Raw genomic sequence first — 26443 nt, 5'->3', positions numbered from 1 at the left:
TACGGATCGATCATGTCACGCGAAAAAACCGACTTCTGGGTAGGCCTGTTCGTATTGCTGGGCGCGGCCGCGCTGGCGTTCCTGGCGTTGCGCGCCGGCAACTTGAGCACCTTTTCTTTTGCCCCCACCTATACGCTCACGGCCAATTTCGATAACGTAGGCGGCCTCAAGGTCCGCGCGCCCGTGAAAAGCGCGGGCGTGGTGGTCGGCCGGATTGCCAAGATTTCCTTCGACGACAAGACCTTCCAGGCCGTCGTGGCGATCAACCTGGAAACGGCCTACCAGTTCCCCAAGGACTCGTCCGCGGCCATCCTCACGTCCGGCCTGCTGGGCGAACAGTACCTGGGCTTGACCCCGGGCAGCGAAGAAGACAACTTTGCCGATGGCGGAAAAATCCGCTATACCCAAAGCGCCGTCGTGCTGGAACAGCTGATCAGCAAGTTCCTGTACGGCTCGGCCGAGAAAGAAGGCTCGAATGCGGCCGCCGCCCCTGAAGCGAAAGCCCCGAATTAAAGACCATCCGTCGCGTGCGGCCATCGCCGCGCGAGGCATGCGCTGCAATAAGAATAGAACTCTGCTGATAGGGATGCCCTGATCATGAACACGAAAGCTCTTTCCCGTATCGCCACCGTGGCCGCCGCCGGCGCGCTGATGGCGGGTTGCGCCGCCCCGCAGCATCCGGACCCGCGCGACCCCTGGGAAGGCTTCAACCGCGGTGTCTACAAGTTCAACGACACCGTCGACCGCGCCGTCTTCAAGCCGGTGGCGCAGGCCTACACCTACGTCACGCCGCAACCGGTGCGCAGCTGTGTCCACAACATCTTCAGCAACGTCGGCGACCTCTGGTCGGGCACCAACAGCTTCCTGCAAGGCCGTGGCCACGACTTCGTCAACACGCTGGGCCGCTTCCTGTTCAACACCACCATGGGCGTGGGCGGCTGCTTCGACGTCGCCTCGGCCAACGGCGCCCGCAAGATCCCGAACGACTTCGGCACCACGCTGGGCGTGTGGGGACTGGGCCAGGGTCCGTACCTGGTGCTGCCGTTCTTCGGCTCGTCCAGCGTGCGCGACGGCGTCGGCCTGATCGGCGACTGGCAAGGCCGCCAGTACGGCTACATGGGCGTGAGCGCCATCGACAACGTGCCGCTGCGCAACTCGCTGTGGGGCCTGGAAGTGGTTGATACCCGCGCCAGCCTGCTGAGCGCCACCGACACCATCGACCGCGTCGCGCTCGACCCCTACAGCTTCATTCGCGACGCCTACCTGCAACGCCGTGCCGCCATGGTCAACGGCCAGCGCGTGGACGACGAATCCAGCCTGCCCAACTACGAAGACGACGAGGGCGACGCCCCCACCACCAAGGACAAGGGCGCCGCCGCGCCTGCACCGATGCCCGCAACCAAGTAAGCTGTTGGATTGCGTTTCAGTACAGCAAGGAGTTTCCATGCGGTTTTCTTTCTTTTCCCTGCTCCAGCGCCTGGCCTTGGCCGGCCTGCTGGGCCTGGCGGCATCCGCCGCCGTGCAGGCGCAACCCGACGCCAACGGTGCGCCCGACCAGTTCGTGCTGGGCGTGGCCAATGAAGCCCTGGACGTCCTGAAGGCCGACGGCGCGATCAAGGCGGGCAATACCACCCGCATCAACCAGGTCGTCAACGAGCACATCCTGCCCTACGTCAACTTCCAGAAGACCACGCGCCTGGCCGCCGGCCGCTACTGGCGCCAGGCCAGCGACGCCCAGAAAAAGGCCCTGGCCGATGCCTTCCGCGGCACGCTGGTGCGCACGTACAGCGGCGCGCTGACCCGCGTCACGTCCAGCACCAAGGTCACGGCGTTGCCGTTCCGCGGCGACGCCAAGGCCGACGACGTGGTCGTGCGCACGCTCATCAGCCAGGCCAACGGTCAGCCGACCGGCGTGGACTACCGCCTGGAAAAAACGCCCCAGGGCTGGAAAATCTACGACATGAACGTCGAAGGCATCTGGCTGATCGAGAACTACCGCAATCAGTTCGCCCAGCAGATCAACCAGAACGGCATTGACGGCCTGATCCAGGCCCTGAACCAGCGCAACCAGTAACGTCCTGTCCGGTTGCCTGCCGGCCCGGCGCGCCCTTGCGGCCCGCCGGGCCTGTTATTTTGGGGACACATTACAGCTCATGCCCTACGGTCGCCGGGGCTATCAGCGTGCCGCAAGGCGGGCCGCTTATATAATGATCAATTCGCTCTTTTCCGGGCAACCTCCCCGCCGTCATGTCTGCCGTTAGTCTAGAGAACGTCTCCAAAATCTACTCGCCGCGCCGTAGCGGCTGGGGCAAGCTCACCGGCCGCGCGCCTGGGGCCGGCTTCCAGGCGCTCGACAACGTCAGCCTGAACATCGAGCACGGCGAGTTCTTCGGCCTGCTCGGCCCCAACGGCGCGGGCAAGACCACCCTGATTTCCATCCTGGCCGGATTGGCGCACGCCAGCGCCGGCCGAGCCACCGTCTGTGGGTACGACGTCGTGGCCGACTACAAGTCGGCACGGCGGGCCCTGGGCGTGGTGCCACAAGAGCTGGTCTACGACCCGTTCTTCACGGTGCGCGAAACGCTGCGCATCCAGTCGGGTTATTTCGGCCTGCGCAAGAACGATGACTGGATCGACGAAATCCTCTTCAATCTCGGGCTGGCCGACAAGGCCAATTCGAACATGCGGGCGCTATCCGGCGGCATGAAGCGCCGCGTGCTGGTGGCGCAGGCGCTGGTGCACCGCCCACCGGTGATCGTGCTGGACGAGCCCACCGCGGGCGTGGACGTCGATCTGCGCCGCACGCTGTGGGAATTCATCTCGCGCCTGAACAAGGCCGGCCACACCATCATGCTCACCACCCACTACCTGGAAGAAGCGGAAGCCCTGTGCGGCCGCATCGCCATGCTCAAGGGTGGCCGCATCGTGGCGCTGGACACCACCCAGGCGCTGCTGGCGCGCGTCGGTGGCGTCGACCTCGAAGACGCCTTCGTGCGCATCATGCACCAGGACGACAAGCCCGCCCCGCAACCCGAAGAGATGTCCCAATGACGCAGCCCGCCGCCAACGCCAGCCAGCCGCTGGTGCAACCCCGCCTGGATGCGGGGTCGGGCTTTCCGACCCTGCTGCGCAAGGAATTGCTGCGCTTCTGGAAGGTCAGCTTCCAGACCATCGCCGCGCCCGTCATCACCGCGCTGCTGTACCTGCTGGTGTTCGCCCACGTGCTGGAAGGGCGCGTCATGGTGTACGGCAGCGTGCCCTACACCGCGTTCCTGATCCCCGGGCTCATGATGATGAGCATGCTGCAGAACGCCTTCGCCAACCCGTCCTCGTCACTGATCCAGAGCCGCATCACCGGCAACCTGGTGTTCATGCTGCTGCCGCCGCTGTCGCACCGCGACATCTTCGCCGCCTACGTACTGGCGGCCGTGGTGCGCGGCCTGGCGGTGGGCCTGTGCGTGTGGGTCGTGGCGCTGTTCTTCGTGTCGCTGGTGCCCGCCAACCCGCTGTGGCTGCTGGTGTTTGCCGTGCTGGCTTGCGGCATCATGGGCGTGCTGGGCCTGATCGCCGGCCTGTGGTCCGAGAAATTCGACCAGCTCGCGGCCTTCCAGAACTTCCTGATCATGCCGGCCACCTTCCTGTCCGGCGTGTTCTATTCCATCCATACGCTCCCCGCCTTCTGGCAGGGCGTGTCCCACTGGAACCCCATTTTCTACACCATCGACGGCTTCCGTTACGGATTCTTCTCGGTGTCGGACGTCTCCCCCTGGCGCAGCCTGGCGGTGGTGACGGGGGTGTTCCTCGCACTGTCGATCTATGCGCTGCGGCTTCTGGCCAGCGGCTACAAACTCAGGAACTGACGTCCATGCTTCCCACTCCCGCGCAAGTCCGCCAATACATCGCGGACGGCCTGCCCTGTGAACATCTCGACGTGCAAGGCGACGGCTCGCATTTCGACGCGGTCATCGTCAGCGCCGCTTTCGAAGGCAAGCGCCTGATCCAGCGCCACCAACTGGTCTACGCCGCCCTGGGTGACCGCATGAAAGCCGAGATCCACGCCCTGTCGATGCGCACGCTGACCCCTGGCGAGTACACCCAGGCGGGCAAGTGACCATGGACAAGCTACGTATTACCGGCGGCGCGCAACTGCACGGCGAAATCACCATTTCCGGCGCCAAGAACTCGGCCCTGCCGATCCTGTGCGCCGGCCTGCTGACGGCCGACCCGCTGTCCCTGTCCAACGTACCGCACCTGAACGACACGGCCACCATGCTGCGCCTGCTGGGCCGCATGGGTGTGCGCGCCGAACGCGCCACCGACGGCATGGTCACGCTGCAGGCCGACCGCGTCGACAGCCTGGAAGCGCCGTACGACCTGGTCAAGACCATGCGCGCGTCCATCCTGGTGCTGGGTCCGCTGGTGGCGCGCTTCGGCGAAGCCCGCGTCAGCCTGCCGGGCGGCTGCACCATCGGCCAACGGCCGGTGGACCAGCACATCAAGGGCCTGGCCGCGCTGGGCGCTGAAATCAGCATCGAACATGGCTTCGTGGTGGCGCGCGCCAAGCGCCTGAAGGGCGCCTCCATCCGCACCGACATGGTCACCGTCACCGGCACCGAGAACCTGCTGATGGCCGCCGTGCTGGCCGAAGGCCGCACCGTGCTGGAAAACGCCGCCCGCGAGCCCGAGGTGGTGGACCTGGCCGAGCTGCTCATCAAGATGGGTGCCCGCATCCAGGGCCACGGCACCGACCGCATCGTGATCGAGGGCGTCGAGCGCCTGCACGGCGCCGAGCACCGCGTCATTTCCGACCGCATCGAAGCCGGCACCTTCCTGTGCGCCGTCGGCGCGGCCGGTGGCGACATCCTGCTCAAGAACGCCGACGCAAGCATCCTGGGCGCCACGCTGGACAAGCTGGTCGAGGCCGGCCTGACCATCGAAACCGGCCCCGACTGGATTCGCGGCGCCATGTCCACGCGGCCCAAGGCCGTGGGGTTCCGCACCCACGAGTACCCAGGTTTCGCCACCGACATGCAGGCCCAGCTCATGACCCTGAACACCGTCGCCGACGGCACCAGCGTCATCGTCGAGAACATCTTCGAAAACCGCTACATGCACGTGCAGGAACTGCGCCGCATGGGCGCCGACATCGACATCGACGGCCATACCGCCGTCGTGCGCGGCATCAAGCGCCTGTCGGGCGCCACGGTCATGGCGACCGACCTGCGGGCCTCGGCCAGCCTGGTCATTGCCGGCCTGGCCGCCGACGGCGAAACCGTGGTCGACCGCATCTATCACCTGGACCGCGGCTACGACCGCATGGAAGTCAAGCTGCGCGCCCTGGGCGCCAACATTCAACGCGCAACCGGCAAGGAATCGGCATGAGCAATGCCCAACTCGCGCCCCTGACCCTGGCTTTGTCCAAGGGGCGAATCTTCGAAGAAACCATGCCGTTGCTGGCGGAAGCCGGCATCGAAGTGCCCGAGAACCCCGAAAGCTCGCGCAAGCTGATCCTGCCCACCAGCGATCCCGGCCTGCGCCTGATCATCGTGCGCGCCTCCGACGTGCCGACGTACGTGCAGTACGGCGCGGCCGACCTGGGCATCGCCGGCAAGGACGTGCTGATCGAGCATGCCGCGGAACAGCCCGGCGGCCTGTACCAGCCCATCGACCTGAACATCGCCAAGTGCCGCCTGGCCGTGGCCGTGCGCAACGGTTTCGACTACCAGGCCGCGGTGCACCAGGGCGCGCGGCTGCGCGTGGCCACCAAGTACGTGCAGTCAGCCCGTGAACACTTTGCGTCCAAGGGTGTGTACGTCGACATCATCAAGCTGTATGGTTCGATGGAACTGGCGCCGCTGGTAGGCTTGGCCGACTGCATCGTGGACCTGGTCTCCACCGGCGGCACGTTGCGCGCCAACGACCTGGTCGCCGTCGAAGACATCATGCCGATCTCATCGCGCCTGATCGTCAACCAGGCCGCCCTGAAAACCCGCGGCGACCGCCTGCAGCCGCTGCTGGATGCCTTCGCAAGAGCCGCCACCCGCAACGCCTGACTCCCGCCCGCCGCGCCCCGCGCGGCGGCCGCTCCTTTGCTTGAACCATGACGCCATGGCCCTGATCAACCGTCTCGATTCCCGCGATCCCGGATTCCAATCCGCCCTGTCCAAGCTGCTGGCCTTCGAGGCCACCGAAGACGAATCCATCGACCGCGCCGCCGCCAGCATCCTGGCCGACGTGCGTACCCGCGGCGACGCGGCGCTGGTGGAATACACCCAGCGCTTTGACCGCATGCCCGGCGCCTCGGCGGCCACGCTCGAAATTCCCAAGGCCGAATGGCACGCCGCCCTGGCCGCACTGCCGGCGGCCCAGCGCCATGCGCTGGAAGCCGCCGCCGAACGCGTGCGCAGCTACCACGAGCGCCAACGCGCCGAGACCTGGACCTACACCGATGCCGAAGGCACGATGCTGGGCCAGCAGGTCACGCCGCTGGACCGCGTCGGCCTGTACGTGCCGGGCGGCAAGGCGGCCTACCCGTCGTCGGTGCTGATGAACGCCATTCCGGCCAAGGTGGCCGGCGTCGAAGAACTGATCATGGTCACGCCCACGCCCGACGGCGTGCGCAACCCCATCGTGCTGGCCGCGGCCGCCATCGGCGGCGTCGACCGCGTGTTCGCCATCGGCGGCGCGCAGGCCGTGGGCGCGCTGGCCTACGGCACCGCCACCGTGCCCGCCGTGGACAAGATCGTCGGCCCCGGCAACGCCTACGTGGCCGCCGCCAAGCGCCGCGTGTTCGGCGTGGTCGGCATCGACATGATCGCCGGCCCCAGCGAAATCCTGGTCATCTGCGACGGCAAGACGCCGGCCGACTGGATCGCCATGGACCTGTTCTCGCAGGCCGAACACGACGAACTGGCCCAGTCCATCCTGCTGTGCCCGGACGCCGCCTTCATCGCCGAGGTCGAGGCCGCCATCGCGCGCCTGTTGCCCACCATGCCGCGCGCCGACATCCTGCGCGTCAGCCTGGCCAACCGCGGCGCGCTGATCCAGGTTCGCGACCTGGACGAAGCCTGCCGCATCGCCAACGACATCGCCCCCGAGCACTTGGAAATCTCCACCGAGCAGCCCGAAACCTGGACCGCCAAGATCCGCCACGCTGGCGCGATCTTCATGGGCCGTTTCAGCTCGGAAGCCCTGGGCGACTACTGCGCCGGCCCGAACCACGTGCTGCCCACCTCGCGTACGGCCCGCTTCTCGTCGCCGCTGGGCGTCTACGACTTCCAGAAACGCTCCAGCCTGATCCAGGTCTCGCACCAGGGCGCCCAGACGTTGGGCCGCATCGCCGCCGAACTGGCGCTGGGCGAAGGTCTGCAGGCCCACGCCGCCAGCGCCCAGTACCGGATCGACAAGCCATGAGCGCCGTCGCCGGCCGCATCGCCGGCACGGTCCGGCCCGACATCCTGGCGCTGGCCGCTTACCCGGTGGCGCATGCCGACGGCTGCATCAAGCTGGACGCCATGGAATGCCCGTACGAGCTGCCCGAGGCGGTTCGCGACGACCTGGCCCGCGTGCTGCGCGACACGCCGCTGAACCGCTATCCGGCCGCCGACCTGTCCGAGCTGCAGCAGGCGGTCAAGACAGCGTTCGGCGTGCCAGCCGACGCCGACGTGCTGTTCGGCAACGGCTCGGACGAACTCATCCACATCGCGGTGCAGGCCTGCTGCAATCCGGGCGACGTGGTGCTGTCGCCCTGGCCGTCGTTCGTCTATTTCGACATGGCGGCCCGCTTCGATCACGCCCGCTTCGTCGGCGTGCCGCTGGAAGACGATCTGTCCCTGGATATTTCCGCGATGCTGGCCGCCATTCGCGAGCACCAGCCCAAGGTGGTGTTCCTGGCCGTACCCAACAACCCCACCGGCGGCGCCTGGTCCGACGCGGACATCGCCGCCATCATCGCCGCGGCCCCGGGCCTGGTGGTGGTGGACGAGGCCTACCAGCCCTTCACGGACCGCAGCTGGATGCCCCAGGTGCTGGCCGCGCCCAACGTGGTGGTGATGCGCACGGTCTCCAAGATCGGCCTGGCGGGCCTGCGCTTTGGCTACCTGGCGGGCCACCCTGACTGGATCGCCCAACTCAACAAGGTGCGCCCGCCGTACAACCTGGACGTGCTGACCCAGGCCGCGGTGCTGACCGTGCTACGCCACAAGCCGGTGCTGGACGAACAGGCCGCCCGCCTGCGCGCCGACCGCGAACCGCTGGCCGCCGCCCTGGCCGCATTGCCGGGCGTCAGGGTATTCCCTTCCGCTGCCAACTTCGTACTCGCCCGCTTTTCCGGCAAGCTGGACGGCAACGCCGTGCATCTTGCCCTGAAAACGCGCAAAATATTGGTTCGTAACTTCTCCAACGCCCATCCGCTCCTGGCCGACTGCCTCCGCATCTCGGTGGGCACCCCGGCCGAGAACGCCGCTTTGCTATCGGCACTGCAAGACATCCTGAGTGCCTAATCGAGTTCTGACATGCGTACCGCAGAGATCACCCGCAACACCAACGAAACCCGCATCCGCGTGGCCATCAACCTCGATGGCACCGGCAAGCAGACGATCGACACGGGCGTGCCCTTCCTGGACCACATGCTGGACCAGATCGCACGCCACGGCCTGATCGACCTCGACATCAAGGCCGAGGGCGACCTGCACATCGATGCGCATCACACGGTGGAAGACGTGGGCATCACCCTGGGCATGGCCATCGCCAAGGCGGTGGGCACCAAGGCCGGCCTGCGCCGCTACGGCCACGCCTACGTGCCGCTGGACGAAGCGCTGTCGCGCGTGGTGGTCGACTTCTCCGGCCGTCCCGGCCTGGAATATCACATCCCCTTCACGCGTTCGCACATCGGCGCCTTCGACGTCGACCTGACCCGCGAATTCTTCCAGGGCCTGGTCAACCATGCCCTGATCACGCTGCACATCGACAACCTGCGCGGCACCAACGCACACCACCAGTGCGAAACGGTATTCAAGGCCTGTGGCCGCGCGCTGCGCATGGCCATCGAAGTCGACCCCCGCATGGGCGACGTCGTGCCCTCCACCAAGGGCGTGCTGTAACCGCCGCGACCTTCCGCCACGCACCAGGTAAATCGAAGTGACCACTATCGCCATCGTCGACTACGGAATGGGCAACTTCCACTCCGTCGCGCGCGCGCTCAAGTACGCCGCCCCCGACGCGGACATCCGCATCTGCAGCCAGCCCCAGGACATCGACGCGGCCGACCGCGTCGTCTTTCCCGGGCAGGGCGCCATGGCGGACTGCATGCGTACCCTGAATGAATCCGGCCTGCGCGAAGCGGTCGTCAAAGCCGCGCGCAGCAAGCCGCTGCTGGGCGTCTGCGTCGGCGAACAGATGCTGTTCGACGCCAGCGAAGAGGGCGGCACGTCGTGCCTGGGGCTGTTCCCCGGCGTGGTGCGCCGCTTCTCGGGCCCGCGCTTTGCCGACCCGGTTCCGGCCGACGACGAAGCCTGCCTGGCCGACACCGGCGCCGCGGGCCGGGTCGACGGCCGCCCCGAACGCCTCAAAGTCCCGCACATGGGATGGAACAAAGTCCGCCAGACGCGCTCTCACCCTATCTGGGACGGCATTCCGGACGACACGCATTTCTATTTCGTCCATAGTTATTACGCCGACCCGGTCGATGCAAGCCTGACCGTCGGTGAAACCGATTACGGCGTTGCCTTTACCTGCGCGGTGGCGGCAGCTAACATTTTCGCGGTGCAGTTCCACCCGGAAAAGAGCGCCGAGCACGGTTTGCGCCTGTATCGCAATTTTGTAGACTGGCAGCCGTAGGCCGCTTCGGCCCACGCGTTCCAGACCATTCAACCTATATTTTCCCGCTGCCCACCATGCTGCTGATCCCCGCCATCGATCTCAAAGACGGACGCTGCGTGCGTCTGCGCCAGGGCGACCTGGACGATGCAACGGTGTTCTCCGAAGACCCCGCTTCCATGGCCACCCGCTGGCTCGAGCAAGGCGCCCGCCGCCTGCATCTGGTCGACCTGAACGGCGCCGTCGCCGGCAAGCCCAAGAACGAAGCGCCCATCAAGGCCATCCTGGACGCCGTCGGCGACGACATCCCCGTCCAGATCGGCGGCGGCATCCGCGATCTCGACACCATCGAACGCTACCTCGACGCCGGCATTTCGTACGTCATCATCGGCACCGCCGCGGTCAAGAACCCGGGCTTCCTGCAGGACGCCTGCGGCGCCTTCCCGGGCCAGATCATCGTCGGCCTGGACGCCCGCGACGGCAAGATCGCCACCGACGGCTGGAGCAAGCTGACCCGCCACGACGTGCTCGACCTGGCCAAGAAGTTCGAAGACTACGGCTGCGAAGCCATCATCTACACCGACATCGGCCGTGACGGCATGCTGTCGGGCGTGAACGTCGAAGCCACCGTGCGCCTGGCGCAGCACGTGCGCATCCCCGTGTACGCCTCGGGCGGCATCGCCGGCATCCAGGACATCGAAGCGCTGTGCGCCGTCGAGGAAGAGGGCGTCGAAGGCGCCATCCTGGGCCGCAGCATCTACGAAGGCACGCTCGACTTCCAAGCGGCCCAGGCCCGCGCCGACGAATTGGCAAAATGACCACTCCCAGCAGGTCCCCCGAGGCCGGCGCGCCCGCCCAGAGCGCGCTGACCCGCCGCATCATCCCTTGCCTTGACGTCACCGCCGGCCGGGTCGTCAAGGGTGTCAATTTCGTCAACCTGCTCGATGCGGGCGACCCCGTCGAGATCGCCCGCCGCTACAACGAGCAGGGCGCCGACGAACTCACGTTCCTGGACATCACCGCCACCAGCGACGGCCGCGACCTGATCCTGCCCATCATCGAGCAGGTGGCCTCGCAGGTCTTCATTCCGCTGACCGTGGGCGGCGGCGTGCGCCAGGTGTCCGATATCCAGCGCCTGCTCAATGCCGGCGCCGACAAGATCAGCATCAACAGCGCCGCCGTGGCCAACCCGGACCTGGTGCGCGCCGCGTCCGATTACCACGGCTCGCAATGCGTGGTGGTCGCCATCGACGCACGCCGGGTATCCGCTCCCGGCGAAGCCCCGCGCTGGGAAGTCTTCACCCACGGCGGCCGCAAGGCCACCGGGCTGGACGCCGTGGCCTGGGCGCGCCGCATGGCCGCCTATGGCGCCGGCGAAATCCTGCTCACCAGCATGGACCGCGACGGCACCAAGTCGGGCTTCGACCTGGAACTGACGCGCACCGTCTCGGACGCCGTGCCGGTACCCGTCATCGCCTCCGGCGGCGTCGGCAACCTGCAACACCTGGCCGACGGCGTCACCACCGGCCGGGCCAGCGCCGTGCTGGCCGCCAGCATTTTCCACTTCGGCCAGCACACGGTCGGCGAATGCAAGCGCTTCATGGCCGAGCAAGGCATTGCAGTGAGGTTATAGAAATGAGCAACGAACCCAGCTGGATGGCCGACGTCGTCTTCGACGAAAACGGCCTGATCCCCGCCATCGCGCAGGACGCCGACAACGGCCAGATCATGATGTTTGCCTGGATGAACCGCGAATCGCTCGCCGAAACGGCCGCCACCGGCCGCGCGGTGTACTGGTCGCGTTCGCGCCAGCGCCTGTGGCGCAAGGGCGAAGAATCGGGCCACGTGCAGCAGGTGCATGAATTGCGCCTGGACTGCGATGGCGACGTGGTGCTGCTCAAGGTGCACCAGGAAGGCGGCATCGCCTGCCACACCGGCCGCGCCAGCTGCTTCTATCGCCGCCTGGAAGGGCAGACCGACCAGGCCGCCTGGGTCACCGTCGACCCGGTGCTGAAAGACCCCGAACTGATCTACAAATGACCGATACGCCCCTTAGCGCCCACGACGTCCTGGCCCGCATCGCCGACACCCTGGAGACCCGCCGCCCCGAAAACGGCGGCGATCCCAAGGCGTCGTACGCGGCCAAGCTGCTGTCCAAGGGCCCTGACGCCTTTCTCAAGAAGATCGGCGAAGAGGCCACCGAACTGGTCATGGCCGCCAAGGACGGCGTGCCCGACCGCATCGTCAGCGAAACCGCCGACCTGTGGTTTCACTGCCTGGTCGCGCTGACGCACTTCAACCTGCGCCCCGACGACGTGCTGGCCGAACTGGCCCGCCGCGAGGGCCTGTCGGGCCTGGCCGAGAAGGCCAGCCGTCCCCAAGACTGACACGGAACCCGCAAAAATGAGCGCCAACTGTCTTTTCTGCAAGATCGCCGCTGGCGAAATCCCGTCCAGGAAGGTCTACGAGGACGAGGACTTTGTTGCATTCCACGATATCAATCCGGCCGCGCCGGTGCATTTGCTGCTCATCCCTCGACGTCATGTCACATCCATGCAGGATATTACGGGTGAGGACGCAGGTTGGTTGGGTAGAATGATGTCGTTGGCGCCGCGGCTTGCCGCTGAAAACGGATGCCGTCCGGGCCCTGATGGCGGATTTCGCATCATGATCAACTCTGGCGTCGAAGGCGGCCAGGAAGTCCCGCATCTGCATTTCCACATCATCGGCGGCTCGCGACCCTGGAAAGGGCGCGTGGCCCCCACCGCGTAATACGGAGAACCGTCATGGGTAGCTTTAGCATTTGGCATTGGTTGGTCGTTCTGGTCATCGTGGCGCTGATTTTCGGCACCAAGAAACTGCGCAACATCGGTTCCGACCTCGGCGGCGCCGTCAAGGGCTTCAAGGAAGGCATGAAAGACGCCAACGGCGACAAACCCGCCGAACCGATCGCGCAACAACGCGTGGCCGGCGAAACCATCGATGTGCAGGCCAAGGAAAAGTCCAACCCCTGAGCGCCTGCTCGCCCCCCGGGCCCGGCCTGAACCGGCCGGCCCTCATAGCCTCAATTCCCGAGCGGCCGTCGAATGTTTGATGTCAGCCTCACTGAACTGATGGTGATCGGCGTCGTCGCGCTGATCGTCATCGGCCCCGAACGCCTGCCCAAGGTCGCCCGCACGGTCGGCCACCTGCTGGGCCGCGCGCAGCGTTACGTCAACGACGTGAAATCCGATATCCAGCGCGAAATCGAGCTGGACGAACTGCGCAAGTTCAAAAGCGAAATGGAAGACGCCGCCCAAGGCGTGCAGCAGTCGCTGAACGACACCCACGCCGCGCTGCAAGAACCCGTCCAGCAATTCCGCGCCGAGCTTGACGAGGTTGCTCGCGAAGCCAGCGGCAAGCCGGCCGCCGTTGCAGCCACCGACGCTGCCGCTGCCCCCGCCGAACCCCTGATGCAACCGCTGGCCGGCCAACCCGCCACGACGCCCTCGGCCAACGTTGCGACGACGGCTGATGCACCTGCCACGGGTTCGCCTGCCGCAGGGTCGCCTGCCGCAGGGTCGCCTGCCGCCCCCGACGCGCCGCGCACCATCGCGCCGCCCAGCCCGAACCTGAGCCTGGATCTGGATACGCCCGCCCCCGTGCCGGCTGCTCCACCCGCGCCCGCCCCGCAACTCGCCCAGGCGCCCAGCGCGCCCGCCGCGGGATCGCCCGCCGCGGGTTCGCCCGCCGCTAGCGACACCCCCCCGGCCAAGCCCGCCACGCCCTCCGGAACGACAACGTGACCCAGGACGCCTCCCAAGAAGACGGCCAGCAGGAAAGCTTCATCTCCCACCTGGTCGAACTGCGTACCCGTCTGCTGCGCGCCGTCGCCGCCGTGGTGGTCGTGTTCATCATCCTGTTCATCTACCCCGGCGCCTCGGCCATCTACGACGTGCTGGCCCAGCCCATGCTGGCCTCGCTGCCGCAAGGCACCCGCATGATCGCCACCGGCGTCATCACGCCCTTCATGGTGCCGGTCAAGGTCACCATGATGGCCGCCTTCATCGTGGCGCTGCCCGTGGTCCTGTACCAGGCCTGGGCTTTCGTCGCGCCCGGCCTGTACAAGCACGAGAAGCGCCTGGCGCTGCCGCTGATCATCTCCAGCACGCTGCTCTTCATCGCGGGCATGGCGTTCTGCTATTTCGTGGTGTTCCGCACGGTCTTTCACTTCATCGCCACCTTCGCCCCGCAGTCCATCACCCCGGCGCCTGACATCGAGGCCTACCTCAGCTTCGTCATGACGATGTTCATGGCCTTCGGCATCACCTTCGAAGTTCCCGTGGCCGTCGTGCTGCTGGTGCGCATGGGCGTGGTCGAGCTGTCCAAGCTCAAGAGCGCGCGCGGCTACGTGGTCGTCGGCGCCTTCATCATCGCCGCCGTCGTCACGCCGCCCGACGTGGTCAGCCAGTTCATGCTGGCCGTGCCGCTATGCCTGCTGTATGAAATCGGGTTGATCTGCGCGCGCATGGTCACTCCCAAGCCAGGCGCCGAAGACGCTCCGGCCGACGGCTCGCTGACCGAGCGCCACTAAGCCGGCGCCTTCGCGATGACACCGGGGGCCCCGCGCCCCCGGCATCCAATTCCTGCCAAAGCGACTCAACAAGCGGACCGTTTCCGCTTGTTGGAAGCCGGCTGCAATCCTACATTGCAACCATGTCGCTCGCCCTTCGGCTGCGCGCCCTGATGCGGCGTCGCGGCATCAAAAGCCAGAACCAATTGGCGCGCCTTTCCGGCGTGCCGCAGTCCTGCATCCACCGCATCCTCACTCGCGAAGAGCGCTACTCGCCCACCCGCGGCACCTTGCTGCGGCTGGCCCAGGCACTGGACACCCACGTGCCCTGGCTGACCGACGGCGTGGCCAGTCCCGCGGTGCCTGGCGCCACGCCGGCCGCGCCTGATGCTGCGGCGGCCGAAAACGTGACGGCCGGCTGCTGCAGCGAAATCTGCGCACTGCTGCGCCGTCAGCCAGAAACCACCCAAAGGAAAATACTGAAAGTCGTGCGCCTGATGCTCGAAGACCCGGGCACAAGCCGGGCCACCAAGGCGCAGCGGCCTTTGCGACGCGCGGGCATCACCCGAGGTATGTCATGAGCAGGGGCGACGCACCGCGCCCCACGGCCCGGCCACCGAACCACACACCCCCTGCCAGCGGCCACCGCAGATCAACAGCCCCAAGCCCAACGTCAGGCCTGCGCTTGCCACTCGCGCCCGCTAGCGCGGCAGCCCAGGGCGCGTGCCCACCACCACCGCCACGTCGGTCGCCTTGCCGCCGCGCAATACGCCCAGCGTGGCGCGCTGCCCCGGCGGCAGCTGCGCAATCTCGGCCAAGAGCCCCGACGTATCCATCATCGGCTTGCCGTTCACCGTCTGCACAATGTCGCCCACCCGCAGCCCGCCCTTGGCGGCCGGACCGTCGCGCATCACGCCCGCGATGATCACCCCGCGCGCGTTCGCATCCATCTGGAATGCCCGCGCCAGTTCCGCCGTCAGGTCCTGCGGTTCCACGCCCAGCCAACCGCGCTTCACGCCGCCCGTCTTGACGATCTCGTCCATCACCTTGCGCGCGATATCGATCGGCGTGGCAAAGCCGATGCCCAGCGATCCGCCCGATTCCGAATAGATCGCCGTATTGATGCCCACCAGGTTGCCCTGCGCATCCACCAGCGCGCCGCCCGAATTGCCTGGATTGATCGCCGCGTCCGTCTGAATGAAATTCTCGTACGTGTTCAGGCCCAGCCCGTTGCGCCCCAACGCCGACACGATGCCTTGCGTGGTCGTCTGCCCCACGCCAAACGGATTGCCGATCGCCAGCACCACATCGCCCACCCGCAGGCCGCGATCCGGCGCCAGCGTTGCCGCCGGCAGATTGCGCAGCGTCGCCAGCTTCAGCACCGCCAGATCCGTGTCCGGGTCGGCGCCCACCACCTTCGCCGTATCCTTGCGCCCATCGGCCAACGCCACCTCGATCGCGTCCGCCGCCTGCACCACGTGATAGTTCGTCAGCACGAAGCCATCGTGGTTCACCACCACCCCCGACCCCAGGCTGGTGCTAGGCTGGCGCCGGCTCACCCCCGGCACCTGCCCGAACAACTGGCGCAGGATCGGGTCGTCCGGCAGCGGCACCAACGGCACATTCACGTGCTTGGTCGTGTACACATTCACCACCGACGGTGCGGCGCGCGCCACCCCGTCCGCATACGACACCGCTCCAGCCAACGGCCGCGCACTCACCGCCTGCGCGGGCGCGGGCGGCGACACTGCCGGTCCGCCCAGCCGCAGCAGATCGGGCCGCAAAGTGGTCACCACGAATAGAATACCCAGGCAGACCGTGACGGCCTGAGCGAATATCAGCCAATATCGGCGCATGTTTCTGATAGGACTAGCAATGAGTAAAGTGGACTCCCACGTCCTGGCCAACTGGCTGGACAACACCCTGCAAGCCCCCCGTTTCAAGGACTACTGCCCCAACGGGCTGCAGGTGGAAGGCCGTTCCGAAGTCGGACACATTATCACCGGTGTCACCGCCAGCGAAGCCCTGCTGCGCATCGCCGTCGAACGCGGCGCCGACGCCGTGCTCGTCCACCACGGCTGGATGTGGCGCAACGAAGACCGCCGCGTCATCGGCACCCGCCGCACCCGCATGGCTCTGGCCCTGAAAAACGACCTGAACCTCTACGCTTACCACCTGCCCCTGGACGCCCACCCCACGCTGGGCAACAACGCCCAACTCGCACGCATCCTGGGCCTTGCCCCCGAACGCCGCGACGACGGCACGCCCCGCACCTGTGGCGCCGACAACCTTGTCTGGCTGGGCACCGCCCCCGACCTGCCCACCCTGGGCGACCTTGCCGCCCGCGTCCAGCAACGCCTGGGCCGCCAGCCCCTCGTCGTCGGCAACCCCGACCAGCCCCTGGCCCGCATCGCCTGGTGCACCGGCGGCGCCCAAGGCATGCTCGCCGACGCCATCGACGCCGGCGCCACCGCCTACATCACCGGCGAAGCCTCGGAATCCACCTTCCACCTCGCCCAGGAAACCGGCGTCGCCTTCATCGGCGCCGGCCACCACGCCACTGAACGCTACGGCGTCCAGGCCCTGGGCCAAGCCGTCGCCGACCGCTTCGGCATCCAGGTCGACTTTGTCGACCTGGATAACCCGGTCTAAAGGTAGCGGGGCGCCGCAGCGCCCCGATAGCGACATTCAAAAGAAAGCGCCCCGCAGGGCGCCTTGTCTTTACGGCCGCTTGAGCAGATCCCGGATCTCGCGCAGCAGCGCCACATCCTCGGGCGTCGCAGCCGGCGCGGCCGGCGCTTCCTCGGCCTTCGTGCGAGCCTTGTAGATCGCCTTCACCATCCAGAAAATCACAAACGCCAGCAACACGAAGTTGATGATAATCGTGACGAAATTGCCCCAGGCGAACACGTTCGCGCCCGCCTTCGTCAGATCCGCATAAGTCATCGGCCCGTTGTATCCCGCAGGCATCGACAGCACCAGGAACTTGTTCGAGAAATCGACAGACCCGCCAAGCACGAAATTGACCAATGGCATGACGATGTCCTTGACCAGCGAATCGACAATCCTGCCGAATGCTGCGCCGATGATCACACCGACCGCCAAGTCAACCGCATTACCTTTAACCGCGAAATCTCGGAATTCTTTGACGAAACCAGTCGCTTTGCTCATAAAAGCACTCCATTCGTGATACGCCCGCCAGTGGGCTGGCGCTATAATACGCGGTTGCTATGTTGTTACACATTCCCGCGAACCCGATGCCGCAGAAGTGATGCTACTCGTAGAGCGGGCGCATCAACAAGGATAGGAAGATGAGTCAGGATACGCTGGTGCATGACGATGACGGTGCGGTTGATCCCAACCTGCCACCTGATCCTTCGCGACGTTTCTGGGTTACCACCGCCTGTGCTGTGGGTGGCGTAGCAGGTGTCGCAACGGCAATACCCCTAGTAAGCACGTTTTCCCCCTCCGAAAAAGCCCGCGCCGCCGGAGCCCCTGTCGAAGTCGACATCGGCGACATTCCCATCGGCACAATGAAAACGGTGGAATGGCGCGGAAAACCTGTCTGGATCATCCACCGCTCTCCCGAGCAGCTCGCCGGCCTCAAAAGCCAGGACGCCCTCCTGGCGGACCCTGACTCCAAACGCGCCGGGTTCACCCCCAAATACGCCGAAAACGAAGGCCGGTCGCGCAAGCCCGAAATCTTCGTCTGTGTCGGTATCTGTACTCATCTGGGCTGCTCGCCCACCGCGCACTTCGAGACAGGTGGCGGTGGCGGCATGGGCGCCTCATGGCAAGGCGGATTCCTCTGTCCGTGCCACGGCTCCACGTTCGACCTGGCTGGCCGGGTCTACAAGAACAAGCCTGCTCCCGATAATCTCGAAGTTCCGCCGTACCAGTATCTCACCGACACCCGCATCATCGTGGGCGTTGATGAAGACAACAAGGCCTGACGCTCGCGTCGCGCTTTTTTCCCGAATTACGTAAGTAAAACAAATACGCCACGTATTAGAGAAGGAGCCGTTACATGGCTGGCGAGAAAACCGTCGAGACGACAGGCCTGTTGGGCTGGCTGGACCGGCGCTTCCCGGTGACTTCCACCTGGAAAGCCCATCTGTCCGAGTACTACGCACCGAAGAACTTCAACTTCTGGTATTTCTTTGGCTCACTGGCGCTACTGGTGCTGGTGCTGCAGATCGTGACCGGCATTTTCCTGGTCATGCATTACAAGCCGGACGCCGAACGCGCGTTCCAATCCGTCGAATACATCATGCGCGAGGTCCCGTGGGGCTGGCTGGTGCGCTACATGCATTCCACCGGCGCGTCGATGTTCTTCGTCGTCGTCTACCTGCACATGCTGCGCGGGCTGCTCTACGGTTCGTACCGCAAGCCGCGTGAACTGGTGTGGATCTTCGGCGTCGCGATCTTCCTCTGTCTGATGGCCGAAGCCTTCTTCGGCTACCTCCTGCCGTGGGGCCAGATGTCCTACTGGGGCGCACAGGTGATCGTGAACCTGTTCGCGGCCATCCCGTTCATCGGCCCCGAGCTGTCGATCTGGATCCGCGGCGACTACGTCGTGTCCGACGCCACGCTGAACCGCTTCTTCGCCTTCCACGTCATCGCCATTCCGCTGGTGCTGGTGGGCCTGGTGGCCGCTCACCTGGTGGCGCTGCACGAAGTCGGCTCGAACAACCCGGACGGCATCGAGATCAAGGAAGGCCCGAAAGACAAGTACGGCCGGCCCAAAGACGGTATCCCGTTCCACCCGTTCTACACGGTGCACGACCTGGTCGGCGTTGCGGGGTTCCTGCTCGTCTTTGCCTTCATCGTGTTCTTCGCGCCGGAAATGGGCGGGTACTTCCTCGAGTTCAACAACTTCATCCCTGCCGACTCGCTGAAGACGCCGCCGCACATCGCCCCGGTCTGGTATTTCACCCCGTTCTACTCGATGCTGCGCGCCACCACCGATGAATTCACGTGGGTCCTGGCCGGCGCTTCGGTGCTGGGCGCCATCGCGCTGCTCGTCAAGAGCAACCTGAAGGGCTTCATGCGCATCGCCATCCCCGCGATCCTGATCATCGTGGCCGTGCTGCTGCGCGCCATCGATGCCAAGTTCTGGGGCGTGGTCGCCATGGGCGGCACGGTGGTCATCCTGTTCTTCCTGCCGTGGCTGGACCATTCTCCGGTCAAGTCGATCCGCTACCGCCCCACCTGGCACAAGTGGATCTACGGCATCTTCATGGTCAACTTCCTGGTGCTCGGCTACATCGGTACGCAGCCGCCCAGCCCGCCGTTGAACATCACGTCGCAGATCGGCACGCTGCTGTACCTGGCATTTTTCTTCCTGATGCCGGTCTGGAGCCGCCTGGGCACCTTCAAGAAAGTGCCCGACCGCGTCACGTTCCACGCCCACTGAGCCCACGAGAATAACGGACTAACCATGATCAAGAAGCTGATTGGTGCCGTGGCCTTGATGCTCACGTGTACCGCCACTTACGCCGCTGAAGGCGGCTTTCCGCTGGACAAGGCGCCTTACCGCGTCAACGACGTCGCGTCGCTGCAGAACGGCGCCAAGCTGTTCGTCAACTACTGTCTGAACTGCCATAGCGCGTCATCGATGCGCTACAACAAGCTCAAGGACATCGGGCTGACCGACCAGCAAATCAAGGAAAGCCTGCTGTTCACCGGCGAAAAGGTGGGCGATATGATGAATATCGCCATGACGCCCAAGGACGCCAAGAAGTGGTTTGGCACGACGCCCCCGGACCTGTCCGTGATCGCCCGTGCCAAATCCGTCAACGCCGGCCCCTCGGGTTCAGACTACATCTACACCTACCTGCGCACGTTCTACCGCGACACGTCGCGCGCCACGGGCTGGAACAACCTGGTGTTTCCGTCGGTCGGCATGCCCCACGCCCTCTGGGAACGGCAGGGTCCGCGCGAGCTGACCACCGTCGCCATGCACGAGGTCGAGGGCAAGGAAGGCACCCCGAATACCTGGGAACGGGTCACGACGGTGTACGATGCTCAAGGTTTTTCCACGGTCAAGGCCGAACCGGTAGACAAATACCACGGCCATGCCACCTTCGATGCCAAATTTAAGGCCGCCAACCCGGCCCAAGTCGCAACATACGACAACGACGTCGCTGACCTGACCGCGTTCATGTCCTGGATGGCCGAGCCCGTCCAGACATTCCGCGTCAAGCTCGGCGTCGGTGTCATGTTGTTCCTGCTGTTGTTTTTCCTGGTGATGTGGCGTTTGAACGCCTCTTACTGGAAACACGTGCGCTAACCGCAACGCCCCGCCAGGCACAACTTCCGTCCCCAATATCGGAGCCGGAAGCGGCGGATAGGGCTGTACGCCTATCCCCGCCTGGCAATCGGGGCCAGCGCCTGCTAGATTAAGGCGCTGGCCTTTCGTTTTTCATAAAGGACTTACCGCCATGATGGTGCTCTATTCCGGAACCACGTGTCCGTTTTCGCAACGCTGCCGCTTCGTGTTGTTCGAAAAGGGCATGGATTTCGAGATCCGCGACATCGACCTGTACAACAAGCCCGAAGACATCTCGGTGATGAACCCGTACGGTCAAGTGCCCATTCTGGTCGAGCGTGACCTGGTCCTGTACGAGTCGAACATCATCAACGAGTACATCGACGAACGCTTCCCGCACCCGCAGCTCATGCCCGCCGACCCGGTCATGCGCGCCCGCACGCGCCTGTTCCTGTACAACTTCGAGAAAGAACTGTTCGTTCACGTCTCGACGCTGGAAGACCGCAGCGCCAAGCCGGACGAGAAGAAGCTGGCCAACGCCCGCCAGAACATCCGCGACCGCCTGGCCCAGCTGGCCCCCATGCTGCTCAAGAACAAGTACATGCTGGGCGAGGAATTCTCCATGCTCGACGTGGCCGTGGCGCCGCTGCTGTGGCGCCTGGATCACTACGGCATCGAACTGCCCAAGAACGCAGCGCCGCTGCAAAAGTACGCCGAACGCATCTTCTCGCGTCCGGCCTACATCGAAGCGCTGACGCCTTCGGAAAAAGTGATGCGTCGCTAAGGTTGTTGCGTGATGGGTGAAACTTCGACCAAACCGTACCTGATCCGCGCGCTGCACGAATGGTGCACCGATAACGGCTACACGCCGTACATCACCGTGCAGGTCGACGAGCACACGATGGTGCCCGTCGCCCACGTGCGCGACGGACAGATCACACTGAACGTCGGCACGCTGGCCACCAACCGTCTGGTGCTGGGCAATGAATTCATCGAATTCCAGGCCCGCTTCAGCGGCGTGACCGAAAACGTCTACGTGCCGGTGGGCGCCGTCAGCGCCATCTACGCGCGCGAAACTGGCGCAGGCATGGGCTTCGAAGTGCAGCCCTACGAACCGCCGGCGCCGGGCACGCAGAACGCGTCCGACACCGCCACGCCCGAAGCCGACGCGGATGCCGCGCCGGACGACGACGGCGGCGACGACGAACCCAAGCGTCCGCGCCTGACGATCGTCAAATGACGCACCGCGCGGGGATCGGGCTCTCTTGAATCGACAGACCTTCCCCGCGTGCCGCACCAGCCGATCACGCCGGTGCGGCATGGCCGAACTTGCACGCCCCTGTTCCAGGGGCGTTTCTTTTTTTCTCGCCGTTCTGGACTCGTCGACCTGGCAGCGGACCACCGCATGTATTTCCGTCCGTTTTCGATGTGATCTCCAATCGGCAGGAATGATGAAATACATCGCGGCAGCCGAACGCGGCTATGGCCCGGCCCGTGACTGGCTCGCGGCCAACCCCGCGCCTTAGCCGCCTCGCGGCACGCCGGTCGGGGCCAGGAAAAGCCCCGCAAAGCGACACGGCGCCATGCGGTAGCCGCTCCGATACCATGATCAAGCCGCGCACCGTCCGGCAAAGCCGCCGGGACCCGGTAAGGATCTTCTTTTTTCATTACAATGCAGTCCCTGCGCGTGCCCCCGGGCGCGCCGTGCCGGTGTAGCTCAGTTGGTAGAGCAGCTCACTTGTAATGAGAAGGTCGAGGGTTCGATTCCTTTCACCGGCACCAATTCAAATCTGGCCAGCGCTACACGATCGCTTGCAATCCCGCCGCGTCAGTCTGGGCTGCGCTTTTTTTGCGGACCGGAATTCGACACCGGACCTTGTCTGACTTGCTCATTTCGGCGTGTTCGCCTGCCTTTTCCCAAAGAGCGCGACGCTACAATCGAGCGTACTCTCAGGCGCGACGAGGCTCCGCGGCATGAATGCAAATCATCTTCCAGGAGCGCAACGAAAGCGCTTCTGGCAAAAGAAATGGCCTAGAGAAGTTCTATTCAATGGCCCTCCAATCATCGTGGCAGGATCCGCCGCGATCAAGAGCTGGCGTGAACCCACGTTCGATCCATGGATATTCGGTTTCGCCACCGCTGCATGCATATGGCTCGCAATCGCGACAATCGTACGCGTTGCAACGGCCCGCGCTGAAGACCAGAAAGCAGGCCCAGATGTCGTCCACGAGGGGCTATACGCTGCAGTATCCACCGTGCACACCATGCTTTCGGAATGGTGCGACAAACGAGGCTGTGGCGCCGACATCCGTGCGACCTTTCATCGAGTTGTTCCTCCCATCCATGACCCGCAACAGATTGAACAGATCATCAACTACGCAGGCTCGGGGGGTGAAGGAGTCGGCCGGACGTTTCCGATCCATACGGGCATAACAGGCAGAGCCATTCGCAGCAAAAAGCCCTTGGTGATGTCGAGTCAACACGGCACTGAAGAACAACTCCGCACCGAACTAGTGCAGGAATGGGGCTACACAGAATCAGAAGCACGAAAACTGGGGCCAGGGCGCTACTCCGCGATGGCCGTGCCTGTCCTGGACCGATCTGGACAGCACCCCATCGGCGTGATCTACTTGGACTCAAGTGACCGGTCGCTATTTGAACGCAACGATGTCGTGGAAATTGTTGGTGCGGGAACCAAGGCCATCAGCCACTTTGTCACCCAGAGGTATTGAATGAACACTGCCACCAGAAAGCCGTCCGAGGCGTTCGTCAAAGAGTCCAAGCTCATTTCGAAGCCGGGTGCAGTCATCAAGGTTCGTGAGCTGACACTTACCGACGTAGGCGTACGTGCCATTACCAGCGGCAGCGCAGGAATCAGGCAGGGCGCGCACGAAGATGCCGGTCCGCCATCGCCTTTGAAAAAAATGGTCCCCGCCTAAGTCCCAAATTCGGCGGCAAGCAAAAGGCCCAACCAATAGGTTGGGCCTTTTGCATTTCATACCAACAGAGGGGCTTACCCCAACGCCGGCAGCATATTGAACAGCAACACCATGATCAGCCCCACGACCGACACGATGGACTGCACCACCGAAATCGTCTTGGTGGCTTCGCCCATGGTCATGCCGAAGGATTCCTTGACCATCCAGAAGCCCGCGTGATTGGCGTAGTTGAAGAACAGCGAGCCGCAGCCGATCGACAGCGCCAACAGGGGCAGGTTCAGGTTGGGGTCGGCGCCGGCCAGCGGGGCCAGCAGGCCCGCGGCACCGACGATGCCGACCGTGGCCGAACCGGTGGATACCGACAGCAGCATGGCGATCAGCCAGCCCAGGATCAGCGGCGGAAAGGCAAACTGCTGGGTCAGGTGCACGATGGCGTCGCCGACCTTGGCGCTGGTCAGCACCTGCTGGAACGCGCCGCCGCCGGCGATGATCAGCATGATGCCGGCGATGGGCTTGAGGCTCTGGCCCAGTGCGCCGCGCAGTTTTTCGGCATCGCCGCCGCGCGGCAGGGCCAGCGTGGCCATGGCGAACAGCACGCCCAGCAACATGGCAACGAGCGGGTTGCCCAGGAAGGCAGCCGCGTGCAGCAAGCCCGAGCCCTTGGGCAGCAGCATCTCGGCCACCGCATGCACCAACATCAGCAGCGCCGGCAGCAAGGCCGCCAGCACGCCCAGGCCCACGCTGGCCGGTGCGCGGCCATTGGCGGCTTCCTGGGTGGCGGTGAACTGCTCAAGCAGGGCGTCATCGGGCCGGGTGGTCATGCGCGGTGCGATGAAGGCGCCGTACAGGGGGCCGCCCAGGATCATGGCGGGCAGGGCGGCAATGAAGCCGTAGATCATGGTCGGACCGACCGTGGTCTTCAGGCTGGCGATGGCGGTCAGCGGCCCCGGGTGGGGCGGCACCATGCCATGCATGGCCGCCAGGGCCGAAATGACGGGCACGCCCACATAGACGTAGGCCGAGCCCTTGAAGCGTTCCTGGCTTTCGAGCTTGCGCGCCACGCTGAAGATCAGCGGCAGCATCACCACCAGGCCCACTTCGAAGAACATGGGAATGCCGATGACAAAGGCTACCAGCGTCATGGCCCAGGGAATCAGGCGGACCGAGGTACGGGCCAGGATGGCGTTGGCCAGGCGCTCAGTGGTGCCGGAATCGGCCAGGATCTTGCCCAGCATGGCGCCCAGCGCGATCACCACGCCTACCGCGCCCAGCGTCTTGCCGGCGCCGTCGGTGAGGCTTTTGACGATGGCGGTGGGTTCCATGCCGGTGGCAAAACCCACACCCAGGGAAACGATCAGCAACGCCAGCAGCGGATGCATGCGGACGCGCGAGACGATGAGAGCGACCAGCACCAGAACGCTCACCAGGGCGGTGAGCAGCAATTGAATGTCGAACGAAGACATGGATAAACCCAGAAAAAACGAGAGAGGTCGCGAACCTTCTGGGTGCCATGATAAGGGATCAGCCGGCGCCGTCCTGAAATACCCCTGTCACTCGGGACGAATCCCCGCTGCCTTGATGATGGCCACGTTGCGGTTCCGCTCCGATGGGTGCAATTGTTCCGCACCGCACAGGCCATCCAGCAGGGATAAAGCGCGTCGCGCGCACCCGTTTTGCATTCCCCGCAAAATTTGTGCATAATTCGGCCCCTCTACCTGTTCCCCGATAGCTCAGTCGGTAGAGCGACGGACTGTTAATCCGCAGGTCGCTGGTTCGAGCCCAGCTCGGGGAGCCAAAGAATGCAGTACTGAAGGGCCCGCAACTTTGTTGCGGGCCTTTTGCATTGGCGGGCCCCATTTGAAGGGTTTTTTGCATTGCGCCCACCACCCGGCGTAGGATGACGCGCATCCCTGGTTCCACTTGCCGCCCCCCATGCGTTCCCACCGATCCCTGCCCGCCCTGGTCTCGCTGCGCGCCTTCGAGGCCGCGGCGCGGCGCCTGAGCTTCAGCCTGGCGGGGGAAGAACTGTTCGTCACGCAAAGCGCCATCAGCCATCACATCCAGCGGCTGGAGACCGAGCTGGGCGTGGCGCTGTTCGAACGCCGTACCCGCGCCGTGGCGCTGACGCCGGCCGGGCAGGCCTACTACCAGCGAGTGCATGCCGCCTTTGAACTGCTGCGCCAGGGCACGGAGGCGATCCGCGCGCCGGCTACCGAACGGCGCGTGCTCAAGGTGGGACTGCTGGCCTCGTTCGCGACCCGTTGGCTGGCGCCACGCTTGCCGGATTTTGCCGCCGCCCATCCCGAGATCGACCTGCAGTTGCTGCCCGATATCGGCCTGGCTGATGTGGCGGGCGGCGAGGTCGACGTGGCGATCCGCTACGGCCGCGGCACGTGGCCTGGCGTCCGAGCGCGGCGTCTGATGCCCGAACGGCTGTCCGTGGTCTGCGCACCGGCGCTGGTGGCTGGCAAACGGCGTCCGCGCACGCCCGACGACCTGCTGCGCTATCCGCTTCTGGCCTCGCACACCAAACACCCTTTCGAATGGGATGCCTGGGCCCGCCGTTTCGGCCTGGACCTGGGGCGCGCCCAGACGGTTCGCCTGCACGACTACAACATCGTGGTCGAAGCCGCGCTGGCCGGGCAGGGCCTGGCGATGGGCCGTCACCGGATGATCGCCGCGCAGTTGGCCAGCGGTGCATTGGTCCAGGCCCTGCCGGATACGGTTCTGGAAGACGCCCGCATCGGCTGGTGGTTCATCAGCCCGCGCGGCAAAACCAACGATACGGCGCAGGCCTTCCATGCCTGGTTGACAGATGTCGCGGCATCGGACTGAACGCATTAGTTTTACTCATATATACCCAG

32 protein-coding genes, 2 tRNA genes and 1 pseudogene are annotated in these 26443 nt (G+C 65.1%); 32 read left to right on the top strand and 3 right to left on the bottom strand.

Annotated features, from left to right (window positions below):
• Nucleotides 1-12 precede the first annotated feature (12 nt).
• From mlaD to AC3WMR_RS22040, 21 genes and pseudogenes are all read left to right on the top strand, one after another.
• Entirely contained in the window at nucleotides 13-513 is a 501-nt protein-coding gene (mlaD, locus tag AC3WMR_RS22140; protein WP_025139927.1) for an outer membrane lipid asymmetry maintenance protein MlaD, read from the top strand.
• An 84-nt stretch (nucleotides 514-597) separates the two neighbouring features.
• The gene (locus AC3WMR_RS22135; protein ID WP_492264955.1) at nucleotides 598-1407 is read left to right on the top strand and encodes an MlaA family lipoprotein; all 810 of its coding nucleotides are present in this window, start codon (nucleotides 598-600) and stop codon (nucleotides 1405-1407) included.
• Nucleotides 1408-1444: 37 nt separating this feature from the next.
• Nucleotides 1445-2074: an MlaC/ttg2D family ABC transporter substrate-binding protein gene (locus AC3WMR_RS22130; RefSeq protein WP_492264954.1), complete on the top strand. Its 630-nt coding sequence runs from the start codon at nucleotides 1445-1447 to the stop codon at nucleotides 2072-2074.
• 173 nt (nucleotides 2075-2247) lie between these two features.
• Nucleotides 2248-3051 carry an ABC transporter ATP-binding protein gene (locus AC3WMR_RS22125; RefSeq protein WP_025139930.1) on the top strand — a complete coding sequence of 268 codons (804 nt, stop codon included), beginning with the start codon at nucleotides 2248-2250 and terminating at the stop codon, nucleotides 3049-3051.
• Nucleotides 3048-3860, top strand: a complete 813-nt coding sequence (locus tag AC3WMR_RS22120; RefSeq protein ID WP_006392336.1) for an ABC transporter permease — start codon at nucleotides 3048-3050, stop codon at nucleotides 3858-3860. Before AC3WMR_RS22125 ends, AC3WMR_RS22120 begins: the two co-directional genes overlap by 4 nt.
• 5 nt (nucleotides 3861-3865) lie before the next feature.
• Nucleotides 3866-4111: a BolA family protein gene (locus AC3WMR_RS22115; protein WP_025139931.1), complete on the top strand. Its 246-nt coding sequence runs from the start codon at nucleotides 3866-3868 to the stop codon at nucleotides 4109-4111.
• Nucleotides 4112-4113: 2 nt separating this feature from the next.
• Complete coding sequence (murA, locus tag AC3WMR_RS22110; protein WP_492264953.1) at nucleotides 4114-5382, top strand: UDP-N-acetylglucosamine 1-carboxyvinyltransferase; 1269 nt, start codon at nucleotides 4114-4116, stop codon at nucleotides 5380-5382.
• The gene (gene hisG, locus AC3WMR_RS22105; protein WP_025139933.1) at nucleotides 5379-6053 is read left to right on the top strand and encodes an ATP phosphoribosyltransferase; all 675 of its coding nucleotides are present in this window, start codon (nucleotides 5379-5381) and stop codon (nucleotides 6051-6053) included. The genes murA and hisG overlap by 4 nt, the downstream gene beginning before the upstream one ends.
• A 55-nt stretch (nucleotides 6054-6108) precedes the next feature.
• A complete protein-coding gene (gene hisD / locus AC3WMR_RS22100; RefSeq protein ID WP_492264952.1) occupies nucleotides 6109-7413 on the top strand; it encodes a histidinol dehydrogenase in 1305 nt (434 codons plus the stop codon).
• On the top strand, nucleotides 7410-8501 hold the full coding sequence (hisC, locus tag AC3WMR_RS22095) for a histidinol-phosphate transaminase (protein WP_492264951.1): 1092 nt from the start codon (nucleotides 7410-7412) through the stop codon (nucleotides 8499-8501). The genes hisD and hisC overlap by 4 nt, the downstream gene beginning before the upstream one ends.
• A gap of 12 nt (nucleotides 8502-8513) precedes the next feature.
• A complete protein-coding gene (gene hisB, locus AC3WMR_RS22090; RefSeq protein WP_006388056.1) occupies nucleotides 8514-9101 on the top strand; it encodes an imidazoleglycerol-phosphate dehydratase HisB in 588 nt (195 codons plus the stop codon).
• Between the two features lie 37 nt (nucleotides 9102-9138).
• Nucleotides 9139-9837, top strand: a complete 699-nt coding sequence (hisH, locus tag AC3WMR_RS22085) for an imidazole glycerol phosphate synthase subunit HisH (protein ID WP_492264950.1) — start codon at nucleotides 9139-9141, stop codon at nucleotides 9835-9837.
• Between the two features lie 56 nt (nucleotides 9838-9893).
• Nucleotides 9894-10634: a 1-(5-phosphoribosyl)-5-[(5-phosphoribosylamino)methylideneamino]imidazole-4-carboxamide isomerase gene (gene hisA / locus AC3WMR_RS22080; protein WP_025139938.1), complete on the top strand. Its 741-nt coding sequence runs from the start codon at nucleotides 9894-9896 to the stop codon at nucleotides 10632-10634.
• Nucleotides 10631-11449: an imidazole glycerol phosphate synthase subunit HisF gene (gene hisF / locus AC3WMR_RS22075; protein ID WP_492264949.1), complete on the top strand. Its 819-nt coding sequence runs from the start codon at nucleotides 10631-10633 to the stop codon at nucleotides 11447-11449. Before hisA ends, hisF begins: the two co-directional genes overlap by 4 nt.
• A 2-nt stretch (nucleotides 11450-11451) precedes the next feature.
• On the top strand, nucleotides 11452-11856 hold the full coding sequence (hisI, locus tag AC3WMR_RS22070; protein ID WP_492264948.1) for a phosphoribosyl-AMP cyclohydrolase: 405 nt from the start codon (nucleotides 11452-11454) through the stop codon (nucleotides 11854-11856).
• A complete protein-coding gene (locus AC3WMR_RS22065) occupies nucleotides 11853-12203 on the top strand; it encodes a phosphoribosyl-ATP diphosphatase (RefSeq protein ID WP_025139941.1) in 351 nt (116 codons plus the stop codon). Before hisI ends, AC3WMR_RS22065 begins: the two co-directional genes overlap by 4 nt.
• 16 nt (nucleotides 12204-12219) lie before the next feature.
• On the top strand, nucleotides 12220-12588 hold the full coding sequence (locus AC3WMR_RS22060; RefSeq protein WP_492264947.1) for a histidine triad nucleotide-binding protein: 369 nt from the start codon (nucleotides 12220-12222) through the stop codon (nucleotides 12586-12588).
• A gap of 14 nt (nucleotides 12589-12602) precedes the next feature.
• On the top strand, nucleotides 12603-12830 hold the full coding sequence (gene tatA / locus AC3WMR_RS22055; protein ID WP_492264946.1) for a Sec-independent protein translocase subunit TatA: 228 nt from the start codon (nucleotides 12603-12605) through the stop codon (nucleotides 12828-12830).
• Between the two features lie 72 nt (nucleotides 12831-12902).
• A pseudogene (gene tatB / locus AC3WMR_RS22050) lies at nucleotides 12903-13379 on the top strand (Sec-independent protein translocase protein TatB); the annotation flags it as partial.
• 218 nt (nucleotides 13380-13597) lie between these two features.
• Entirely contained in the window at nucleotides 13598-14389 is a 792-nt protein-coding gene (tatC, locus tag AC3WMR_RS22045; RefSeq protein WP_025139945.1) for a twin-arginine translocase subunit TatC, read from the top strand.
• A gap of 122 nt (nucleotides 14390-14511) precedes the next feature.
• Nucleotides 14512-14949 carry a helix-turn-helix domain-containing protein gene (locus tag AC3WMR_RS22040; protein WP_492264945.1) on the top strand — a complete coding sequence of 146 codons (438 nt, stop codon included), beginning with the start codon at nucleotides 14512-14514 and terminating at the stop codon, nucleotides 14947-14949.
• Between the two features lie 120 nt (nucleotides 14950-15069).
• Here the strand turns inward: AC3WMR_RS22040 and AC3WMR_RS22035 are convergent, their stop codons facing one another.
• Nucleotides 15070-16224, bottom strand: coding sequence for a trypsin-like peptidase domain-containing protein (locus AC3WMR_RS22035; protein ID WP_492264944.1), 1155 nt, complete (start codon nucleotides 16222-16224; stop codon nucleotides 15070-15072).
• 19 nt (nucleotides 16225-16243) lie between these two features.
• Between AC3WMR_RS22035 and AC3WMR_RS22030 the strand changes: the two genes are divergently transcribed.
• Complete coding sequence (locus AC3WMR_RS22030) at nucleotides 16244-17020, top strand: Nif3-like dinuclear metal center hexameric protein (protein ID WP_492264943.1); 777 nt, start codon at nucleotides 16244-16246, stop codon at nucleotides 17018-17020.
• A gap of 69 nt (nucleotides 17021-17089) precedes the next feature.
• On the opposite strand, the gene mscL is transcribed toward AC3WMR_RS22030, so the two are convergent.
• A complete protein-coding gene (gene mscL, locus AC3WMR_RS22025) occupies nucleotides 17090-17539 on the bottom strand; it encodes a large conductance mechanosensitive channel protein MscL (RefSeq protein WP_025139949.1) in 450 nt (149 codons plus the stop codon).
• A 140-nt stretch (nucleotides 17540-17679) separates the two neighbouring features.
• Here mscL and petA point away from each other — a divergent pair, with 140 nt between their 5' ends.
• The 8 genes from petA to AC3WMR_RS21985 all read left to right on the top strand — a co-directional run bounded on the left by petA (nucleotide 17680) and on the right by AC3WMR_RS21985 (nucleotide 23579).
• A complete protein-coding gene (gene petA, locus AC3WMR_RS22020; RefSeq protein WP_492264942.1) occupies nucleotides 17680-18321 on the top strand; it encodes a ubiquinol-cytochrome c reductase iron-sulfur subunit in 642 nt (213 codons plus the stop codon).
• 74 nt (nucleotides 18322-18395) lie between these two features.
• Nucleotides 18396-19784, top strand: a complete 1389-nt coding sequence (locus AC3WMR_RS22015; RefSeq protein ID WP_025139951.1) for a cytochrome b — start codon at nucleotides 18396-18398, stop codon at nucleotides 19782-19784.
• A gap of 24 nt (nucleotides 19785-19808) precedes the next feature.
• A complete protein-coding gene (locus AC3WMR_RS22010) occupies nucleotides 19809-20660 on the top strand; it encodes a cytochrome c1 (RefSeq protein WP_025139952.1) in 852 nt (283 codons plus the stop codon).
• 151 nt (nucleotides 20661-20811) lie between these two features.
• The gene (locus tag AC3WMR_RS22005) at nucleotides 20812-21423 is read left to right on the top strand and encodes a glutathione S-transferase N-terminal domain-containing protein (RefSeq protein ID WP_006388039.1); all 612 of its coding nucleotides are present in this window, start codon (nucleotides 20812-20814) and stop codon (nucleotides 21421-21423) included.
• Nucleotides 21424-21435: 12 nt separating this feature from the next.
• Nucleotides 21436-21879 (top strand): ClpXP protease specificity-enhancing factor, encoded by a 444-nt coding sequence (locus tag AC3WMR_RS22000; RefSeq protein ID WP_025139953.1) that lies wholly within the window; start codon nucleotides 21436-21438, stop codon nucleotides 21877-21879.
• Between the two features lie 466 nt (nucleotides 21880-22345).
• Nucleotides 22346-22421: transfer RNA gene (locus AC3WMR_RS21995), tRNA-Thr, on the top strand.
• Nucleotides 22422-22613: 192 nt separating this feature from the next.
• Nucleotides 22614-23372 carry a GAF domain-containing protein gene (locus AC3WMR_RS21990; RefSeq protein ID WP_492264941.1) on the top strand — a complete coding sequence of 253 codons (759 nt, stop codon included), beginning with the start codon at nucleotides 22614-22616 and terminating at the stop codon, nucleotides 23370-23372.
• Nucleotides 23373-23579 (top strand): sulfatase, encoded by a 207-nt coding sequence (locus AC3WMR_RS21985; RefSeq protein ID WP_492264940.1) that lies wholly within the window; start codon nucleotides 23373-23375, stop codon nucleotides 23577-23579. It begins immediately after the preceding gene.
• A 74-nt stretch (nucleotides 23580-23653) separates the two neighbouring features.
• On the opposite strand, the gene AC3WMR_RS21980 is transcribed toward AC3WMR_RS21985, so the two are convergent.
• Nucleotides 23654-25042, bottom strand: a complete 1389-nt coding sequence (locus AC3WMR_RS21980; protein WP_492264939.1) for a GntP family permease — start codon at nucleotides 25040-25042, stop codon at nucleotides 23654-23656.
• Nucleotides 25043-25298: 256 nt separating this feature from the next.
• Between AC3WMR_RS21980 and AC3WMR_RS21975 the strand changes: the two genes are divergently transcribed.
• Nucleotides 25299-25374: transfer RNA gene (locus AC3WMR_RS21975), tRNA-Asn, on the top strand.
• A gap of 137 nt (nucleotides 25375-25511) precedes the next feature.
• Nucleotides 25512-26414 carry a transcriptional regulator GcvA gene (gene gcvA, locus AC3WMR_RS21970; RefSeq protein WP_492264938.1) on the top strand — a complete coding sequence of 301 codons (903 nt, stop codon included), beginning with the start codon at nucleotides 25512-25514 and terminating at the stop codon, nucleotides 26412-26414.
• The last annotated feature ends 29 nt before the right edge of the window (nucleotides 26415-26443 follow it).

This window comes from Achromobacter sp. FW305-C-28, assembly GCF_058783235.1.
Note: the sequence above shows the minus strand (reverse complement) of the source record. Positions and strands in the feature narration are given on the sequence as shown.

Coding starts and splice junctions, on each gene's coding strand:
- mlaD (WP_025139927.1), top strand. CDS start 13: ATGTCACGCGAAAAAACCGACTTCTGGGTAGGCCTGTTCGTATTGCTG.
- AC3WMR_RS22135 (WP_492264955.1), top strand. CDS start 598: ATGAACACGAAAGCTCTTTCCCGTATCGCCACCGTGGCCGCCGCCGGC.
- AC3WMR_RS22130 (WP_492264954.1), top strand. CDS start 1,445: ATGCGGTTTTCTTTCTTTTCCCTGCTCCAGCGCCTGGCCTTGGCCGGC.
- AC3WMR_RS22125 (WP_025139930.1), top strand. CDS start 2,248: ATGTCTGCCGTTAGTCTAGAGAACGTCTCCAAAATCTACTCGCCGCGC.
- AC3WMR_RS22120 (WP_006392336.1), top strand. CDS start 3,048: ATGACGCAGCCCGCCGCCAACGCCAGCCAGCCGCTGGTGCAACCCCGC.
- AC3WMR_RS22115 (WP_025139931.1), top strand. CDS start 3,866: ATGCTTCCCACTCCCGCGCAAGTCCGCCAATACATCGCGGACGGCCTG.
- murA (WP_492264953.1), top strand. CDS start 4,114: ATGGACAAGCTACGTATTACCGGCGGCGCGCAACTGCACGGCGAAATC.
- hisG (WP_025139933.1), top strand. CDS start 5,379: ATGAGCAATGCCCAACTCGCGCCCCTGACCCTGGCTTTGTCCAAGGGG.
- hisD (WP_492264952.1), top strand. CDS start 6,109: ATGGCCCTGATCAACCGTCTCGATTCCCGCGATCCCGGATTCCAATCC.
- hisC (WP_492264951.1), top strand. CDS start 7,410: ATGAGCGCCGTCGCCGGCCGCATCGCCGGCACGGTCCGGCCCGACATC.
- hisB (WP_006388056.1), top strand. CDS start 8,514: ATGCGTACCGCAGAGATCACCCGCAACACCAACGAAACCCGCATCCGC.
- hisA (WP_025139938.1), top strand. CDS start 9,894: ATGCTGCTGATCCCCGCCATCGATCTCAAAGACGGACGCTGCGTGCGT.
- hisF (WP_492264949.1), top strand. CDS start 10,631: ATGACCACTCCCAGCAGGTCCCCCGAGGCCGGCGCGCCCGCCCAGAGC.
- hisI (WP_492264948.1), top strand. CDS start 11,452: ATGAGCAACGAACCCAGCTGGATGGCCGACGTCGTCTTCGACGAAAAC.
- AC3WMR_RS22065 (WP_025139941.1), top strand. CDS start 11,853: ATGACCGATACGCCCCTTAGCGCCCACGACGTCCTGGCCCGCATCGCC.
- AC3WMR_RS22060 (WP_492264947.1), top strand. CDS start 12,220: ATGAGCGCCAACTGTCTTTTCTGCAAGATCGCCGCTGGCGAAATCCCG.
- tatA (WP_492264946.1), top strand. CDS start 12,603: ATGGGTAGCTTTAGCATTTGGCATTGGTTGGTCGTTCTGGTCATCGTG.
- AC3WMR_RS22040 (WP_492264945.1), top strand. CDS start 14,512: ATGTCGCTCGCCCTTCGGCTGCGCGCCCTGATGCGGCGTCGCGGCATC.
- AC3WMR_RS22035 (WP_492264944.1), bottom strand. CDS start 16,224: ATGCGCCGATATTGGCTGATATTCGCTCAGGCCGTCACGGTCTGCCTG.
- AC3WMR_RS22030 (WP_492264943.1), top strand. CDS start 16,244: ATGAGTAAAGTGGACTCCCACGTCCTGGCCAACTGGCTGGACAACACC.
- mscL (WP_025139949.1), bottom strand. CDS start 17,539: ATGAGCAAAGCGACTGGTTTCGTCAAAGAATTCCGAGATTTCGCGGTT.
- petA (WP_492264942.1), top strand. CDS start 17,680: ATGAGTCAGGATACGCTGGTGCATGACGATGACGGTGCGGTTGATCCC.
- AC3WMR_RS22015 (WP_025139951.1), top strand. CDS start 18,396: ATGGCTGGCGAGAAAACCGTCGAGACGACAGGCCTGTTGGGCTGGCTG.
- AC3WMR_RS22010 (WP_025139952.1), top strand. CDS start 19,809: ATGATCAAGAAGCTGATTGGTGCCGTGGCCTTGATGCTCACGTGTACC.
- AC3WMR_RS22005 (WP_006388039.1), top strand. CDS start 20,812: ATGATGGTGCTCTATTCCGGAACCACGTGTCCGTTTTCGCAACGCTGC.
- AC3WMR_RS22000 (WP_025139953.1), top strand. CDS start 21,436: ATGGGTGAAACTTCGACCAAACCGTACCTGATCCGCGCGCTGCACGAA.
- AC3WMR_RS21990 (WP_492264941.1), top strand. CDS start 22,614: ATGAATGCAAATCATCTTCCAGGAGCGCAACGAAAGCGCTTCTGGCAA.
- AC3WMR_RS21985 (WP_492264940.1), top strand. CDS start 23,373: ATGAACACTGCCACCAGAAAGCCGTCCGAGGCGTTCGTCAAAGAGTCC.
- AC3WMR_RS21980 (WP_492264939.1), bottom strand. CDS start 25,042: ATGTCTTCGTTCGACATTCAATTGCTGCTCACCGCCCTGGTGAGCGTT.
- gcvA (WP_492264938.1), top strand. CDS start 25,512: ATGCGTTCCCACCGATCCCTGCCCGCCCTGGTCTCGCTGCGCGCCTTC.